The organism is Streptomyces chiangmaiensis, from assembly GCF_036281785.1.
Lineage (GTDB): Bacteria > Actinomycetota > Actinomycetes > Streptomycetales > Streptomycetaceae > Streptomyces > Streptomyces chiangmaiensis.
Map to the genome: position 1 here is coordinate 1 of NZ_JAYWVC010000009.1, position 16,152 is coordinate 16,152.

14 protein-coding genes and 2 pseudogenes are annotated in these 16,152 nt (G+C 71.3%); 7 read left to right on the forward strand and 9 right to left on the reverse strand.

Annotated elements, in window-relative coordinates:
• The first annotated feature begins 115 nt into the window (after window positions 1-115).
• On the forward strand, window positions 116-1,843 hold the full coding sequence (gene polX, locus VXC91_RS04900; protein WP_329505370.1) for a DNA polymerase/3'-5' exonuclease PolX: 1,728 nt from the start codon (window positions 116-118) through the stop codon (window positions 1,841-1,843).
• A 66-nt stretch (window positions 1,844-1,909) separates the two neighbouring features.
• On the opposite strand, the gene VXC91_RS04905 is transcribed toward polX, so the two are convergent.
• The 3 genes from VXC91_RS04905 to VXC91_RS04915 all read right to left on the reverse strand — a co-directional run bounded on the left by VXC91_RS04905 (window position 1,910) and on the right by VXC91_RS04915 (window position 4,801).
• On the reverse strand, window positions 1,910-3,040 hold the full coding sequence (locus tag VXC91_RS04905) for a CapA family protein (protein ID WP_329505371.1): 1,131 nt from the start codon (window positions 3,038-3,040) through the stop codon (window positions 1,910-1,912).
• A gap of 132 nt (window positions 3,041-3,172) precedes the next feature.
• Complete coding sequence (locus VXC91_RS04910) at window positions 3,173-4,477, reverse strand: phosphoribosyltransferase family protein (RefSeq protein WP_329505373.1); 1,305 nt, start codon at window positions 4,475-4,477, stop codon at window positions 3,173-3,175.
• 12 nt (window positions 4,478-4,489) lie between these two features.
• Window positions 4,490-4,801 (reverse strand): dsRBD fold-containing protein, encoded by a 312-nt coding sequence (locus VXC91_RS04915; protein WP_329505375.1) that lies wholly within the window; start codon window positions 4,799-4,801, stop codon window positions 4,490-4,492.
• Window positions 4,802-4,942: 141 nt separating this feature from the next.
• Here VXC91_RS04915 and VXC91_RS04920 point away from each other — a divergent pair, with 141 nt between their 5' ends.
• Window positions 4,943-5,317, forward strand: a complete 375-nt coding sequence (locus VXC91_RS04920) for a YchJ family protein (RefSeq protein ID WP_329505377.1) — start codon at window positions 4,943-4,945, stop codon at window positions 5,315-5,317.
• Between the two features lie 245 nt (window positions 5,318-5,562).
• Here the strand turns inward: VXC91_RS04920 and VXC91_RS04925 are convergent, their stop codons facing one another.
• Window positions 5,563-6,264, reverse strand: a complete 702-nt coding sequence (locus tag VXC91_RS04925; RefSeq protein ID WP_329505378.1) for a FadR/GntR family transcriptional regulator — start codon at window positions 6,262-6,264, stop codon at window positions 5,563-5,565.
• Window positions 6,265-6,391: 127 nt separating this feature from the next.
• Here VXC91_RS04925 and VXC91_RS04930 point away from each other — a divergent pair, with 127 nt between their 5' ends.
• The 4 genes and pseudogenes from VXC91_RS04930 to VXC91_RS04945 all read left to right on the forward strand — a co-directional run.
• On the forward strand, window positions 6,392-6,916 hold the full coding sequence (locus VXC91_RS04930) for a gluconokinase (RefSeq protein WP_329505380.1): 525 nt from the start codon (window positions 6,392-6,394) through the stop codon (window positions 6,914-6,916).
• Window positions 6,917-7,036: 120 nt separating this feature from the next.
• Entirely contained in the window at window positions 7,037-8,431 is a 1,395-nt protein-coding gene (locus VXC91_RS04935) for a GntP family permease (protein ID WP_329505381.1), read from the forward strand.
• 7 nt (window positions 8,432-8,438) lie between these two features.
• Window positions 8,439-8,786, forward strand: a pseudogene (locus VXC91_RS04940) (SDR family NAD(P)-dependent oxidoreductase); the annotation flags it as partial.
• A pseudogene (locus VXC91_RS04945) lies at window positions 8,786-9,017 on the forward strand (L-idonate 5-dehydrogenase); the annotation flags it as partial. The pseudogenes VXC91_RS04940 and VXC91_RS04945, both read left to right, overlap by 1 nt.
• Before the next feature lie 69 nt (window positions 9,018-9,086).
• On the opposite strand, the gene VXC91_RS04950 reads toward VXC91_RS04945, so the two are convergent.
• The 5 genes from VXC91_RS04950 to VXC91_RS04970 all read right to left on the reverse strand — a co-directional run bounded on the left by VXC91_RS04950 (window position 9,087) and on the right by VXC91_RS04970 (window position 15,011).
• Window positions 9,087-9,710 carry a cytochrome b/b6 domain-containing protein gene (locus VXC91_RS04950; RefSeq protein WP_329505383.1) on the reverse strand — a complete coding sequence of 208 codons (624 nt, stop codon included), beginning with the start codon at window positions 9,708-9,710 and terminating at the stop codon, window positions 9,087-9,089.
• Complete coding sequence (locus VXC91_RS04955) at window positions 9,694-10,467, reverse strand: molybdopterin-dependent oxidoreductase (RefSeq protein WP_329505384.1); 774 nt, start codon at window positions 10,465-10,467, stop codon at window positions 9,694-9,696. The genes VXC91_RS04950 and VXC91_RS04955 overlap by 17 nt, the downstream gene beginning before the upstream one ends.
• Window positions 10,468-10,581: 114 nt before the next feature.
• The gene (locus VXC91_RS04960) at window positions 10,582-12,132 is read right to left on the reverse strand and encodes an APC family permease (RefSeq protein ID WP_329505386.1); all 1,551 of its coding nucleotides are present in this window, start codon (window positions 12,130-12,132) and stop codon (window positions 10,582-10,584) included.
• Between the two features lie 61 nt (window positions 12,133-12,193).
• Entirely contained in the window at window positions 12,194-13,150 is a 957-nt protein-coding gene (locus VXC91_RS04965; RefSeq protein WP_329505387.1) for a hypothetical protein, read from the reverse strand.
• A 205-nt stretch (window positions 13,151-13,355) separates the two neighbouring features.
• Window positions 13,356-15,011, reverse strand: a complete 1,656-nt coding sequence (locus VXC91_RS04970) for an FAD-binding dehydrogenase (RefSeq protein WP_329505388.1) — start codon at window positions 15,009-15,011, stop codon at window positions 13,356-13,358.
• 230 nt (window positions 15,012-15,241) lie between these two features.
• Between VXC91_RS04970 and VXC91_RS04975 the strand changes: the two genes are divergently transcribed.
• Entirely contained in the window at window positions 15,242-16,135 is an 894-nt protein-coding gene (locus tag VXC91_RS04975; RefSeq protein ID WP_329505389.1) for a DMT family transporter, read from the forward strand.
• Window positions 16,136-16,152: the final 17 nt, after the last annotated feature.

Consider the following 16,152-nt stretch of genomic DNA (forward strand, 5'->3'; position numbering starts at 1 on the left):
TTTCACCGCGAATGGTGCCGACCGGGTCCCGGTCGGCACCATTCGCGTTTTCCACTCCCGCATGGGCGCGGCCTCCGCTGGCCCCCCGAGCGCGCCCCTTCCTAGACTCTGAGGTGTGGCCCGGCCCAACGAAGAGGTCGAGGCGCTCCTTCAGGAGTACGCGGACCTCATAGCGATCACGGGAGGCGACGCCTTCAAGGTGCGCGCCTACGAGAAGGCCGCGCGCGCCATCGGCGGCCATCCCGCCGACGTCTCACGGCTGGACGCCGACGGTCTGCGGGACATCCCGAACGTGGGCAGATCGATCGCCGAGAAGGTGATGGAGTACCTGCGCACCGGCACCGTCACGGCGGTCGAGGAACGCCGGGCGAAGATCCCCGCCGGGGTACGGGAGCTCATCACCATCCCCACACTGGGCCCGAAGAAGGCGATGAGGCTCTACCAGGACCTGCACATCTCCTCGGTGAGCGAACTGGCCGCGGCCATCGAGGCGGACGCACTGCACGATCTGAAGGGCTTCGGCGAGAAGACGCAGGAGAACCTCCTGCACGGCATCGACCTGATGCAACAGGCAGGCGGCCGTATCCCGTTGCACCTCGCCCTCGACACCGCCGAGGAGATCGTCTCCGAGCTCTCGGGGGTGAGCGGCTGCAGGCGCTGCACCCACGCCGGGTCCCTGCGGCGTATGAAGGAGACCATCGGCGACATCGACGTCCTCGTCGCCGCGCAGCGGTCGGCGCCGTTCATGGACGCGCTCGCCGCGCTGCCGTCGGCCGCGGAGGTGATCGCCCACGGCACGAAGAAGACGTCGATCCGCACCACCAAGGGTGTCCAGGTGGACCTGCGGGTCCTGCCGCCCGAGTCGTGGGGTGCAGGACTGCAGTACTTCACCGGCAGCAAGGCCCACAACATCCGCACCCGCACCATGGCCGTCCGCCAGGGGCTGAAGCTCTCCGAATACGGCCTGTTCGACGTGGACAGCGGGGAGTCGGTCGCCTCCCGTTCCGAGGAGGAGGTGTACGCCCGGCTCGGACTGCCCTGGATACCACCTACGCTGCGTGAGGACCGGGGGGAGATCGAGGCCGCGCTGCGCGGCGAGTTGCCGGACCTGGTGACCGAGCGGAACATCCGCGGCGACCTGCACACCCACACGGACCTCACCGACGGTCTCGCACCGCTGGAGGAGATGGTGGCGGCCGCCGCCGAACGCGGCTACGCGTACTACGCGATCACGGACCATGCGCCCCGTCTGTACATGCAGCGCATGACCGACGAGAAGGCCCTCGCCCAGCGCGAGCGGATACGGGCGCTGGACGGCACCCGTCACGGAATGCGGCTGCTGCACGGTACCGAGCTCAACATCGGCCCCGAGGGGGACGTGGACTGGCCCGAGGAGTTCCTCGCGGGCTTCGACATCTGTGTGGCCTCGCTGCACTCGCATTTCGACCTGGGCCGCAAGGAGATGACCGCACGGCTCGTGCGCGCCTGCGAGAACCCCCACGTCAACGTCCTCGGCCACCCGACGACTCGGCTGATCGGCAAACGCAAGGGAGTCGACGCCGACTGGGACGAGGTGTTCGCCGTCTGCGCACGCACCGGTACCGCGCTGGAGATCAACGCCCAGCCCGACCGGCTCGACCTGTGCGACGAGGACATCCTGCGCGCCAAGGAGCACGGCGCGAAGTTCGCCGTGAACACCGACGCCCACTCCGTTCTCCACCTCGCCCAGCTGCGCTACGGCATCGGCACCGCGCAGCGCGGCTGGCTCACCCCCGACGATGTGATCAACACCTGGCCGCTGCGCAGCCTGCGCCGGTTCCTGCGCAAGGGCGCGTCCGCGTGACCCTCCTCGGGTCCGCCACGGGACGGACACCGCCCGGAGGCAGCGGCGCCGCGGTGGCGGGGCGGGTCACACGGGCCGTGCCGCGCGCAGGGGACGGAGCGTGAGCGTGCCGTCGGACTCGGCGTCGACGCGGGAGCCGAACTCCCGGCCGCACCGGTCGAGTACGTCACGCAGCCACCGTGTGTCCTCGGGCGATGCGTGCTCCAGCCGCATCCTGCGTGCCTGGAGGGGCACCATCCGGACTCCGGCCAGCCGGCCCGAGTCCTGCTGCACCGACACCAGGAACAGCAGCCGCAGGTCGTCGCGGTACCTCTCGTAGCCGCCGATGCCCTCGTAGTCGTCCACCAGGTCACCGCAGCCGTACAGGACGAGCCGGCCCCGGTACGCCTCCAGCGGGCGCGGATGGTGCGAGGAATGCCCGTGCACGATGTCGACCCCTGCATCGACGAGCGCATGGGCGAAGCCGATCTCGGCGCGGGAGACGTCGTAGCCCCAGTTGGCGCCCCAGTGCACGGAGGCGACCGCGATGTCGCCCGGGCGCTTCATCTGCCGCAGACGGCCGGCGAACGCGGCCGCGGCCGCCACCGACGGCTCCCTGACGAAGTCGACACCGGCTCGGTCCTCGGCGGCGGCCCAGTCGTCCGGGATCCCGCTGGACGCCATCCCGAAGGAGAACACCAGCACACGGCCGCCCGTGTGCAGGGGGACGATGGCCGGGCGCTGCGCCGCTACGGCGTCCCGGCCCGCCCCCGCCGTCCGCAGCGCCGCTCCTGCCAGGGAGTCGAGCGTCTCCTCGAGTCCGCGCCGGCCGAAGTCGAGCACGTGGTTGTTGGCGAGGGCGCAGACGTCCGGCCGGGCGGCGGCCAGGCACGGCAGGTTGCCCGGGCTCATGCGGTAGTGGACGCCCTTGCCGGGCGCGAAGTCCCCGTCCCGGGTCACGGAGGTCTCCAGGTTGATCACCCGCACGTCGGGCCCGGCCGCGTCCAGGATCGGCAGCGCCTCGCCCCAGGGCCAGGAGAAGGCGGCCGGCCGGGGAATGGGCCCGTTCGCCTCCTCGGCCAGACCGACATAGGCCCGGGCGTCGTGGATGTACGACTCCCGCAGCGCCGGATCTCCGGGATGCGGGAGGATCTGGTCGACGCCCCGGCCGAGCATCACGTCACCGCCGAAGAACACGGTGACGACGTCGCCTTGCACTCTCCCAAGCTAAGACGGTCGCGGGCGCGGTGCGAGGCACCGGCGGCGCGGATCCCGGACGCCAGTGCTTCGACCGGAAAGGTTCACCGGCTCGCGACGCGAGCTTGCCGGCAGACCTTTCCGGCCACAGCACTAGACGTGGGCGGGGGCCATATGGTCGGTGAACCAGTCACGGGCCAGTTCGGTCACCGCCTCCAGCGCTCCGGGCTCCTCGAACAGGTGCGTGGCGCCGGGCACGATCGCGAGGTGGTTCTCGCAGCGCAGCCGGGCCTGGGCCTGCCGGTTGAGGTCGAGCACCGTCAGGTCGGCGCTGCCGACGACGAGGAGCGTGGGTGCGCCGACGGCGGCAAGCCGGGGCCCGGCGAGGTCGGGCCGACCGCCGCGGGAGACGATGGCCGCGATCTCCGCGCCCGGCTCCGCGGCGGCCCACAGGGCGGCGGCCGCGCCGGTGCTGGCGCCGAAGTATCCAAGGGCGAGACTCTCGGCCTCCGGTTGTCCGCGCAGCCAGTCGGTAGTGTCGGCCAGCCGTTCCGCCAGCAGACCGGTGTCGAACACATTGGCCCGGTCCCGCTCCTCCTCCTCGGTGAGCAGGTCGAACAGCAGCGTGCCGAGCCCGGCCCGGTTCAGTCCCGTGGCGACGAACTGGTTGCGCGGGCTGTGCCGGCTGCTGCCGCTGCCGTGCGCGAAGAGCACGATCCCGCTCGCGCCCTCGGGCACGGTCATCCGGCCCCGCAGCCGGACGGCACCGGCAGCCGCCTCCACCTCCCGGTCCGTGGGCCCGGCTCCGGCGAACCCGCTGGGGCGGCCCGCCATCCGTTCCAGGCAGTTGGCCACCTCCTCGTCGCCGACCTGGGCGAAGTCGATGTAGAACTGGCCGACCGCGAAGAAGTCCACCGGCGTGTCCAGGGCGACCAGCTCATCGGCCTCCCCACTCAGCCGCGCGGTCCAGTCCCGCGGCGCGACGGGCACCGCGAGCACGATCCGCGCCGCTCTTCGGGCACGGGCGATCCGGCAGGCGGCCCGCGCGGTCGATCCGGTGGCCACGCCGTCGTCGACGATCACGACGGTGCGTCCCTCGACGCCGACCGGTGGGCGTCCGCCCCGGTAGCGCAGGCCGCGTCGCTCCAGTACGTCGCGTTCGTGCTCCTCGACCTGTGCCAGTTCGAACGGTGTGACGCGCGCCTCGCGGACCACCGCGTCGTTGATCACGCGCACACCGTCCTCGCCGATCGCGCCCATCCCCAGCTCAGGCTGGAAGGGCACGCCCAGCTTCCGGACCAGGCAGACGTCCAACGGGGCGCCGAGCACCTGGGCGACCTCCGCTGCGACCGGCACGCCTCCCCTGGGCAGCCCCAGGACCACGACGTCCTCTCCCCTGAGGTGTCGCAGGCGTTCGCCCAGTTGCCGGCCTGCTTCGAGACGATCCGTGAAGACCACGATGCCGCCTCCTCACTCCTGGGGGAACCAGAGCGGAGCGGGCGGGGCGTCCTCCGGGGCCCCGGCCGCCGTGATGCCGCCCGCTGCGGCGCGCAGCAGCTGCCGGCCCATCGAGATCAGGGCCCGTCCCGCGGCGAGTTCGTCGCCGATCTCGGGCACCGCCGAGTCGTACGGGTTCCGGTGGGCCTCGGCACAGCTCTCCAGAACGTTGTCACCGGTGTCCAGGACAACCCGGGCCCTGGTGGCAGGGTCGCGTTCGGACAGGTACAGGTTCAGCCTCCACTCCTTGGCGGACGGAGGCCGGTTGCCTGTCGCTCGAGTCATCTTCCGTCCTCCTCACACCTGCTCACACCCGTACGAGGCAGCGAGGCACAGGAGCGAGCGGCTTTCTTCCACTGTGACTCCGATGGCCGCGTGCCGCATGGTGCCCGTGGGGCGCCTCGCCGGAGCGGGCAGAATGGCGCCATGACCACGCGTTCCTGCCCGTGCGGGCTGCCCGAGGCGTACGAGAGCTGCTGCGGCCGTTTCCACGCGGGCGCCGGGGTCGCGCCGACCGCCGAGGCGCTCATGCGGTCCCGGTACAGCGCGTTCGTGAGGGGGGACACGGGGTATCTGCTGCGGACCTGGCATCCGCGCACCCGGCCCGCGCGGCTCGACCTCGACCCGGGGATGCGCTGGACCGGTCTCGAGGTCCTGGAGACGACCGGCGGGTCGGCCTTCCATTCCGCGGGAACCGTGACGTTCCGTGCCTCCTACCGGGGCGGCACCCTGCACGAGCGCAGCCGGTTCGAACAGGTCGACGGGGCATGGGTGTACGTCGACGGGGACTTCCTCGACTGACGGCACCGGGCGGCGCCCCTGACCGCCGGGCGTTCCGGGGCCGGCGCCCCGGCCAGTGCTGTGGCCGGAAGGGTTTGCCGGAAAGCTCGCGGCGTCCTGGGGGCACCTCTCACGCCCTTCGGGCAGTGGGGGGAGCACCGCAAGGCGCAGCATCACCCGCGCACTGGATGTACTCGGGTGACACGACAACGCGGCGAGGTGCCGTGCCGGGCGTCGCGAGCCGGTGAATCTTGCCGGTCGCAGCACTAGGGCGCCAGGATGTCCAGTTCCTGCAGCGCGCCGACCGTGATCTCTCGGGTCAGTTGCTCCGCGCGGACCGGGTCACCCTCCCGCACCGCCTCCGCAAGTTGCACATGCAGGGTGACCGCGGCCGGATCGGGGTCCTCGAACATGACGTCGTGGTGGGTCCGGCCCGACAGGACCTCGGCGACGACATCGCCCAGGCGGGCGAACATCTCGTTGCCCGACGCGTCCAGAATCACCCGGTGGAAGGCCACGTCATGCACCAGATAGCCCGCCAGCTGATGGCCGCGTGAGTGGGCGACCATGCCCAGCGCGCACTCGGTGAGCTCGGCGCACTGCTCGGCCGTGGCGTGCCGCGCGGCCAGTCCTGCGGCGACGGGTTCGATCGCCGAGCGCAGCACGGTCAGCGAGCGCAACTGCCGCGGGCGGTCGGCGCCGGCCAGCCTCCACCGGATGACCTGGGGGTCGTAGACGTTCCACTCGGACTCCGGACGGACCGTGACGCCCACGCGGCGGCGGGACTCCACCAGGTGCATCGACTCGAGGACGCGCACCGCCTCGCGCATCACGGACCGCGACACCTCGAAGTGCTGGGCGAGTTCGTCGGTGCGCAGAACGCTGCCCGGCGGGTACGCGCCCGCGGTGATCGCGGGGCCGAGGGAGTCCAGTACACGGCCGTGCAGCCCCCGGCCCGGTGTGCTCATGCACTCAGAGTACGAGGCAGGTCACGAGAAGAAAAAGTCAGACTTATTTGTCACAGACTCTTGAATTCGTCGTACCTAATCGGTTTCAGTGACGTCGACAACAGTCGGCGAAGACAGCGAGGAAGCGATGAGTACCCCCCACGTCGTCGTGATCATGGGCGTCGCGGGCACGGGCAAGACCACGATCGGGCCCCTGCTCGCCTCCCGGCTCGGCGTTCCGTACGCCGAGGGCGACGACTTCCACCCCCCGGCCAACATCGCCAAGATGTCGGCCGGAATCCCGCTCGACGACGAGGACCGCTGGCCCTGGCTGGACGCCATCGGCGCCTGGGCCCACGAGCGGGCGGGGCTCGGCGGGGTGGTCAGCAGCTCGGCGCTGAAGCGGGCCTACCGCGACCGGCTCCGGGCCGCGGCTCCCGGCATCGTCTTCGTGCACCTCACGGGCGACCGCTCGCTCATCGAGGACCGGATGGCGCACCGGCAGGGGCACTTCATGCCCACCGCACTGCTGGACTCCCAGTTCGCCACGCTCCAGCCGCTGGAGCCGGACGAGCCGGGGGTCGCGGTGGACGTCTCGGGCAGTCCCGAGGCGATCACCGACCGCGCCGTGAACGCCCTGCGGGACTTCGAGCGGTCCTCCACCGCGCCGTAGGTCCCCAACCTCGCACTACCCCTCGGCTCTTGTGGCGTGCTCCTCTCCCCGGGGCCGCCGTGCCGAGGGCTTTCCTCACCCGAAACCGAGAGTTCCTCTCCTCACCCAAGGGAACCCCCCGTGACCAGACTCAGCGAGATGCTGGCAGCGGACACCGTCGAGCCGATCACATCGGCGGGCCACGCTCAGCTGGGCATCGCGGTACTGGCGGGTATCGCCGTCATCGTGCTGCTCATCACCACGTTCAAGCTCCACGCCTTTCTGGCCCTGACCATCGGCTCGCTCGCACTGGGCGCGTTCGCCGGGGCGCCGCTCGACAAGGCGATCACCAGTTTCACCACCGGGCTCGGCTCGACCGTCGCCGGTGTGGGCGTACTGATCGCGCTGGGCGCGATCCTCGGCAAGCTGCTCGCCGACTCCGGCGGCGCGGACCAGGTCGTCGACACGATCCTCGCCAAGGCGAAGGGCCGCGCGATGCCTTGGGCCATGGTCCTGATCGCCTCGGTGATCGGTCTGCCGCTGTTCTTCGAGGTCGGCATCGTGCTGCTGATCCCGGTCGTGCTGATGGTGGCCAAGCGCGGCAACTACTCCCTGATGCGCATCGGCGTCCCGGCGCTCGCGGGCCTGTCCGTGATGCACGGTCTGATCCCCCCGCACCCGGGCCCGTTGGTCGCCATCGACGCCGTCAAGGCCAACCTCGGAGTGACGCTGGCGCTCGGCGTTCTGGTCGCCATCCCCACGGTGATCATCGCGGGTCCGCTGTTCTCGAAGGTCGCCGCCCGCTGGGTGGACGTCCCGGTCCCGGAGCGCATGATCCAGCCGCGTCCGTCCGAGGAACTGGAGAAGCGCCCCGGCTTCGGACCCACCCTCGCCACCGTGCTGCTGCCGGTCGTCCTGATGCTGTCCAAGGCGCTGGTCGACATCGTCGTGGACGACCCGGCGAAGACGGTACAGCGTGTGTTCGACGTGATCGGCTCGCCGCTGATCGCGCTGCTCTCCGCTGTGATCGTCGGCATCTTCACGCTGGGCCGCCCGGCCGGGTTCAGCAAGGAGCGGATCTCGCAGACCGTCGAGAAGGGGCTCATGCCCATTGCCGGCATCCTGCTCATCGTCGGTGCCGGCGGCGGCTTCAAGCAGACGCTGATCGACAGCGGCGTGGGCCAGATGATCCTCGACATATCCAAGGACTGGTCGATCCCCGCGCTGTTGCTGGGCTGGCTGATCGCGGTGGCCATCCGGCTCGCGACGGGTTCGGCGACCGTCGCCACTGTCTCGGCGGCCGGTCTGGTCGCACCGCTCGCGGCCGACATGTCGACGACCCACGCGGCGCTGCTCGTGCTGGCGATCGGCGCCGGCTCGCTGTTCTTCAGTCATGTCAACGACGCCGGATTCTGGCTGGTCAAGGAGTACTTCGGACTGAGCGTCGGACAGACCGTCAAGACCTGGTCCGTCATGGAGACGATCATCTCGGTGGTCGCGGGCGGTCTGGTCCTGCTGTTGTCCCTGGTGATCTAGTGCGGCGATGACGGCTCACCCCCTCTTCGACATCGGCGGTCGTACGGCACCGGTGACCGGCTCCAGCCGCGGCATCGGGCCCGCCCCGGCCCGCGGCCTCGCCGAGTCCGGCTGCACGGTCGTCCTGGACGGACGGGACGCCGCGAGGCTCGCCGAGGCGGCAGCCGGGCCGCCCGGTGACGTCCGCACGGCTGTGTTCGACGTCACCGACGGCCCCTCGGTGGCCGCCGGGGTCGCGGACGTCGAGGAGCGGGTGGGCCCGCTCGACATCCTGGTCGACAACGCGGGCATGCAACTGCGGGCGCCACTGCCCGAGTTCACGGACTCCGGCTGGCACCGGATCCTGGACAGCAACAGTGCGCGGACGGACGCCGGAACGTGTGCCGGGACACCCGCTACCTCGGCAGCACGGCCCGATCCCCGCATGTACCAGGGCGGGTTCGCGGCCCGGGTGACCGTTCCCGCCGACCGGCTGAGGGCCGTTCCGGCAGGTCTCGGGCTGCGTCGGGCGGCACTCACCGAACCGCCGGCCGTCGCGATGCATGCGGTACCGCGGGCCGGACCGGTGGCGGGACGGCGTGTGCTGGCGGCGGACCGAAGCCGGTCCTGCAAGGTGCTGCCGGACCTCGGGCCCTGAGCGTGGCGGCCGTGCCGGTCACGGCCGCCACAAGGGGTGCTCCCGCTCCACCCACTCCCGGCTGACCTCGCCCGTCCGCAGCCCCCGCCGCGCCTCCGGGTCGCCGAGGGCCATGCCGATGTGCCCGGCCAGGACCACGCCGATGGTCAGGGCGAGCCAGTCGTGGACGAAGGTCGCCGAGGTGCGCCACACCAACGGGGTGAGGTGGGTGAACCACATCAGCAGCCCCGTGCCGAGCATCACCAGCGTGGCACCCGCGATCCAGGCCGCGTACGTCTTCTGCCCCGCGTTGAACTTGGCGGCGGGACGCGAGGCACGGCGATGGTCGCGACGCAGCGCCGCGCGCAGCCAGATCCGGTCGTGCGGCCCCCATCGGTTGAGGTGGCCGAGATCCTTGCGGAAGGCCCGGGAGACGAGGCCCGCCAGGACCGGGACCGGAAGCATGAGGCCGGCCCATTCGTGGATCCCGACCACCAGTTCGCGGCGGCCCACCAGCTCAGCGAACGCCGGGATGTACAGGCAGGCGGCCGTCGCCACGCACACGCCCATCAGCACGGCTGTGACACGGTGCACCCATTTCTCGCCTCGGCTGAAGCGGCGTACGCGCGCGGCACGGGCCGGGGCCTCAACTGGTGGGTGCATCGTCGCGTCCGTTCGACCTGCCGACCCACGCGTCCACGTCGTACCCACGCTCCTCCCAGTAGCCCGGGCGCACACCGCGGGTCACGGTGATGCCGGAGAGCCACTTGGCCGACTTGTAGAAGTACATGGGAGCGACATAGAGGCGCACCGGGCCGCCGTGGTTGTGGCTGACCGGCTTGTCCTGCATCTTCAGGGCGACCAGGACATCGCTCCGGCGTGCCTGGTCGAGAGTGAGGCTCTCGGTGTACGCGCCGTCGAAACAGGTGAAGCGGACCGCGCCGGCGGACGGATCGACGCCCGCGGCGTCCAGCAGCGTGGAGAGCCGCACCCCTTCGAACGGCGTCTTCGGCACCCGCCAGCCCGTGACGCACTGGACGTCGTGCACGAGCCGGGTCTGCGGCAGGGCGCGCAGGTCGGCGAGCGTGTACGTCGCCGGATGGTCGACCATGCCGTCGACGGTGAGGCGGTAGTCCGTCTCGGTCTTGCGGGGGACGGACGCCGTCACCGAGTAGTAGCGGAAGCCACCGCCGTTGGGCAGCAGTCCGGTCAGGCCCGTCGGGTCCTTGCCGGAGACACCGCCGAGGAAGGTCTCCAGGCCGCGCTGGAGCACGGGCGCGGCGACCACGCCGAGCGCGCCGAGCCCCAGGGTGCCCAGCAGGACCCGGCGGCCGATCGGGCTGCCGGCGGCCCTGTCTTCCGGCGCCTCCCGGCCCGCGGGCTTCGGGGCGTCCCCCTCTTCGGGTCGCTTAGGGTTCACACCACGATTCGAGCACCCGGCACCCCCTGGGGGCCAGGGGGACCGGGTGCCCGTCAGGATTCCGTAACCACTTCTCAACCGGTTCTCATGAAGTGGATCTCCGCCCGCGCCCGGTCAGCCCGCCGACTCCGCCGCCTTCTCCAGCTGGAACGCCTCGTTGCCCAGGCCGATGCGGGCGTGTGCCTGTGGTCTGCGCGAGCGCAGCAGCAGCCCCTGGACAAGACCGAGCACCAGGGCCACGCCGATGATCGCCGGGAGCAGCCATCCGAGGACGGAGTCCGGACCCGTGCCGACCAGGACGTCGAAGTCCTTGACCGTGTAGCCGACGATCACGAGCAGCGCGAGACCCGACACCGCGGAGGTGACGAGCCGCCAGGCCTGCGCGCCCGCAGACCCGCGGCGCGCGAAGAAGACGATCACCGAGGCGGAGGCTCCCACCATCAGCAGGGTGACACCGAGCGCGCCGACGCTGCCGAACCAGGTGAACAGCTGCAGCACGGGCGCGGTCGGATCGCCGCTCGGCTTGCCGTCGGTCACCGCGAAGGCGATCACGACCACCGTGGACACCGCGCTCTGCAGCAGCGATCCCGAGCCCGGGGCTCCGCTCGCGCCCGTCGTACGCCCGAAGACGGTCGGCAGCAGGCCCTCTCGGCCCATGGCGAACGCGTACCGGGCGACGACGTTGTGGAAGCTGAGCAGCGCCGCGAACATACCCGTCACGAACAGCACGTGCAGCACGTCGGTGAAGGTGTGGCCGAGGAGGGACTCGGTCAGCCAGAACAGCAGGCCCGCGCTCTGCTTCTGTGCGGCCGGGACGATCGCGGAGGGCCCCGCGGCGATCGTCAGCGCCCAGGAGCTGATGGCGAAGAAGACGGAGACGAAGCCGATCGCGAGGAACATCACGCGGGGCACCAGGACGTGCGGGCGGCTGGTCTCCTCGGCGTAGACGGGCGCCTGTTCGAAGCCGGTGAAGGCGGCGATGCAGAAGCACAGCGCCGTGCCGACGCCCGCGCCGGTGAGCGTGTCCGGGTTGAACGCGTGCAGTGACAGGCCTTCCTTGGCGGGGTCGCCCACGGCTGCCACATCGAAGATGACGACGAGCGCGACCTCGATCAGCAGCAGCACGCCGAGCACGCGCGCGTTGACGTCGATCTTCAGCCAGCCGAGCACGCCGACGACGAGGACGGCGGCCAGCGCCGGTATCCACCAGGCGACCTGGAGGTCCAGATAAGTGGCGAACAGCCCGGAGACCTCGAAGCCGAAGATGCCGTAGATCCCCAACTGCAGGGCGCTGTAGGCGACGAGGGCGACCACCGCCGAGGCCGCGCCCGCCGTGCCGCCGAGACCGCGGGCGATGTAGGCGTAGAAGGCGCCCGCGTTGTGGACGTGACGGCTCATCTCCGCGTACCCGAAGGAGAACAGGGCCAGCACCACCCCGAGAATCACGAAGAGCAGCGGCTGGCCGACGATGCCCATCACCCCGAATGTGGTGGGCATGACACCTGCAACCACCATGAGGGGCGCGGTCGCGGCCAGCACGGACAGCAGCAGTCCCGCCGTGCCGAGCCGGTCCGCACGCAGCGCGCGCTCCTGCCCCTTGAAGGTGCTGATGGCGCCGCCGTCGGCGGCGGCCGGTCTGCTCGTACTCGAACTGCCGGTCGTCATCTCGCGGTTGTCCTTTCGGATCGTGTGAGCGGGACTTTCGGATCGTTCCGGCGGGGAGCCGTCACACCGCACCGAGCGCCCATGCGCGCGCGGTACGGAATGCCTGGTGTGGGTCGCGGTCCGGGTACGACCACGGCGCCGGGGTCGCGTACGGCCCGATGCGGTGGAACAGGGCCGCGGCCTCGGCGCCCCGGCCCTCGCAGTGCTTGGCGTGGGCCAGGAAGTTGAGGTCGACATGACGACGCGGGTGGTCCTCGCGCTCCCACTCCAGCCACCAGTCGAACGCGGCATTCATCACCTGGCGGGCCCGCCGCCCCACCCAGTGCCCCGAAGCGACGGGATCGGCGGACTCGACGCCGGCGGCGAGCACGCGGTACCGCTCGGCGTGCGCGACCACCGGGAGGATGGCGAGCGGCGAGTCGGCGGGGGCCTGTTCGGCGGCCCAATTGGCGAAGTCGTACACCTCGTGCAGCGGGTCCTGGCCGGCGTCGGCGCAGCGCTCGGCGAGCCGGGCGATCATCAGGTGGTGCGCGTGATGGTGGTCGGCGTAACGGGCGCGGACCTCGTCGAAGAGGCGGAGCACCTCCTCCTCGGTGCCGAGCGAGCGCTCGAGGATCAGCCGGCCGAGCCAGGGCGTGGGATCCTCGGGGGCCAGTGCGGCCGCCGCCAGACAGGCCTCGCGGGCCGTGTCCGGGCGCTCCTTGCCCTCCAGCGCGCGGTGCACGAGCGCGTGGGCAGCGAGGGCGGACGCACCGGGCGAGTCCGGTTCGGCGAGTTGCCAGTCACGGGCCCAGCCGAGGGCGGTGGGCTCCTGCGCGAGCACGGTGACCCGGTGGCCGCGGCGGTCCCAGTCGTCGCCGGTCACGGCGAGCAGGGATCGGACGGCGGCCCAGCGCCCCCGCGCGAGGGCGGCCCGTGCGGCGACGAGCTCGGTGTCGTCGAGCGCGGCGTCGAAGACCTGGGCCGCACGCTTTCGGCCGCGGCCGAAAGACGGCGGGGGTGGGGGTGGGGGTGGCACCGCGGGGATTCCTCACAGAACGCGGTTCGTCAAGGCTCGATCACGCACAGTGAACCCCATACCAACGGTTTGCGTCAAGGGTGAACCCACACGATATCCGCTTCAACTCGCCAGCATGGCACGAGGGTTGACCGCTCGACCAATCGAGCGGCGCCGCGTCCGGGCCCGCTCCGGCCGCACCGCCGAACCCGCCTCCCTCGGCCGCCTATCCGACCGCCTTCGCCGCCGCCCGGCCGGCAGTACGTCCCGAGAACAGGCAGCCGCCGAGGAATGTGCCCTCGAGGGACCGGTAGCCGTGCACCCCGCCCCCGCCGAAGCCCGCCGCCTCCCCGGCCGCGTACACGCCCTGCAGCGGGGCGCCGCCCTCGGTCAGCACCCGTGAGGCGAGGTCGGTCTCAAGACCGCCGAGCGTCTTGCGGGTGAGGATGTTCAGGCGCACCGCGATCAGCGGTCCCGCCTTGGGGTCCAGGATGCGGTGCGGGGCGGCCGTACGGATCAGCCGGTCGCCGATGAACCTGCGGGCGCCACGTATCGCCGTCACCTGGAGGTCCTTGGTGAAGGGGTTCTGGATCTCCCGGTCGCGTGCGACGATCTCGCGGCGCAGTTCGCTCTCGTCGATGAGCGGCTCCTCGGTGAGCGCGTTCATGCCGCGCACCAGCGCTCCCAGGTCCTTTTCGACGACGAAGTCGACGCCGTTGTCCATGAACGCCTTGACCGGTCCCGGCACCTCCGCTCGTGCCCGCCCGATCACATCCCTGACCGACTTGCCGGTGAGGTCGGGGTTCTGCTCGGAGCCGGAGAGGGCGAACTCCTTGCCGATGATCTTCTGGTCCAGCACGAACCACGTGTAGTCGTACCCGGTCCTCATGATGTGCTCGAGCGTGCCGAGCGTGTCGAAGCCGGGGAAGAGCGGGACCGGCAGACGCCGGCCGCGGGCGTCGAGCCAGAGGGAGGAGGGGCCCGGCAGGACGCGGATGCCGTGGTTGTCCCAGATGGGGCTCCAGTTGTGCAGGCCCTCGGTGTAGTGCCACATGCGGTCGCGGTTGATCAGCCGGGCGCCCGTCTCCTCGGCGATGCCGAGCATCCTGCCGTCGACGTGCGCGGGCACACCGGAGACCATGCGCTCGGGCGGGGTGCCGAGACGCTCCGGCCAGTTGGCGCGCACCAGCTCATGGTTGCCCCCGAGGCCGCCGCTGGTGACGATCACCGCCTGGGCCCGGTACTCGAAGGCGCCGGCCACCACGCGGCTGCTGGCCTTGCCCCGCTCCACGTCCGACGGCTCCAGGATCTCGCCGGTGACGGTGTCGACGTCACCCGCGCTGCGCGCGAGGCCGGTGACGCGGTGCCGGAACCTCAGCTCGACGAGACCGCGCGCGACCCCGGCCCGTACCCGCCGCACGAACGGTGCGATCACTCCCGGACCGGTTCCCCAGGTGATGTGGAAGCGGGGCACGGAGTTGCCGTGCCCCGTGGCGTCGTAGCCACCGCGCTCGGCCCAGCCGACGACCGGGAAGAAGCGCATGCCCTGCCCGTGCAGCCAGGCCCGCTTCTCACCGGCGGCGAAGTCGACGTACGCCTCCGCCCACTTGCGCGGCCAGTGGTCCTCGGGGCGGTCGAAGGCGGCCGTGCCCATCCAGTCCTGGAGGGCGAGGGCGTGACTGTCCTTGATCCGCAGGCGGCGCTGCTCCGGCGAGTCGACGAAGAACAGGCCGCCGAACGACCAGAACGCCTGGCCGCCCATCGACTGCTCCGGCTCCTGGTCGAGGAGGATCACCTTCCGGCCGGCGTCCACCAGTTCCGCGGTGGCCGTGAGCCCGGCGAGGCCTGCCCCGATCACGATGACATCAGCGTCGTAGGCCATGCGCCCGTCCTCTCGCGGTGACTACCGGTCGGTACCTTGTTGCCGACGGCCCAGATCTTTGGCCAGAAGGGTGAGCGAGTCAACCGGGTGTGAACGGGTACTCGTGCCCAACGGCCGTTCCGCGGGCGGGGCCCGACGAGAAGCGGTCAAGCGCGGGCAGTGCACAGCGGTGAGCGCTACAGTCGGCGTGATACGCATCCCGTGACTCCGCCGAATCATCGAGGTAAAGCGTGTCGGTACTGGTTCTGGCTCTCGCCGTGAGCGCCGCCTTCTGCCTGGGCACCGGGTTCGTGCTGCAGCAGAGCGCCGCCCAGCAGGCGCCGTTGAGCGACTTCCTCTCGCCGCGGCTGCTGCTGGACCTGATGAGGATGCCGCGCTGGCTCGGCGGCCTCGGCCTGATGGTGACCGGCATGATCCTCAGCGCCATCGCACTGGCCCACGGCGAGATCTCCCTGGTGGAGCCGCTGGTGGCCACGAACCTGCTGTTCGCCCTCGCCGAGTCCCGCCGGCAGACCAAGCAGCCCCTCGGGCGCCAGGGCTGGTCCGGGCTCCTGCTGCTGGCCGGCGGCGTCACGGCCTTCATCGTGGCCGGTCAGCCCCAAGCGGGCAACGCGGTCACGGATCCCGTGCGGCACTGGCTGATCATCGGCGTGGTCGTGGGCGTCGCGCTGCTGCTGACGACGTATGCGAAGAAGTCGAGGCTGATCATCGGGCCGGTGCTGCTGGGACTCGCGGCGGGTCTGCTGTACGGCGTGCAGGACGCGCTGACCCGGGTCAGCGGGCAGCGGCTCACCGAGGGCGGCTGGACCGAGTTCATCACCGGCTGGCAGCCCTACGGCGTGCTGGTGCTCGGGGTGACGGGGCTGATCCTGGTGCAGAGCGCGTTCGAGACGGCGCCGCTGCGGATGTCGCTGCCGGCACTCACCGCGGCCCAGCCGCTGGCCGGAATCCTGTGCGGGGTGGGCTTCCTCGGGGACCGGCTGCACACGGACACAGGTGCACTGGCCTGGGAGGCTGTCGGGCTCGCGGCGATCGTCTTCGGCATCGTGCTGCTCGGCCTGCACCCGGCCCTGCCACGGGGACTGGGAGAGCCGGAGCGGGAGAAGGACCTGCAGCCGCGGTGACGGGCCGGGGCCGACAA

Bases quoted from the DNA above. Each gene is read 5' to 3' on its own strand.
- VXC91_RS04960 (WP_329505386.1), bottom strand. From the start codon at position 12,132: ATGACGACCGGCAGTTCGAGTACGAGCAGACCGGCCGCCGCCGACGGC.
- VXC91_RS04950 (WP_329505383.1), bottom strand. From the start codon at position 9,710: ATGCACCCACCAGTTGAGGCCCCGGCCCGTGCCGCGCGCGTACGCCGC.
- VXC91_RS04930 (WP_329505380.1), top strand. From the start codon at position 6,392: ATGAGTACCCCCCACGTCGTCGTGATCATGGGCGTCGCGGGCACGGGC.
- VXC91_RS04970 (WP_329505388.1), bottom strand. From the start codon at position 15,011: ATGGCCTACGACGCTGATGTCATCGTGATCGGGGCAGGCCTCGCCGGG.
- VXC91_RS04920 (WP_329505377.1), top strand. From the start codon at position 4,943: ATGACCACGCGTTCCTGCCCGTGCGGGCTGCCCGAGGCGTACGAGAGC.
- VXC91_RS04915 (WP_329505375.1), bottom strand. From the start codon at position 4,801: ATGACTCGAGCGACAGGCAACCGGCCTCCGTCCGCCAAGGAGTGGAGG.
- VXC91_RS04925 (WP_329505378.1), bottom strand. From the start codon at position 6,264: ATGAGCACACCGGGCCGGGGGCTGCACGGCCGTGTACTGGACTCCCTC.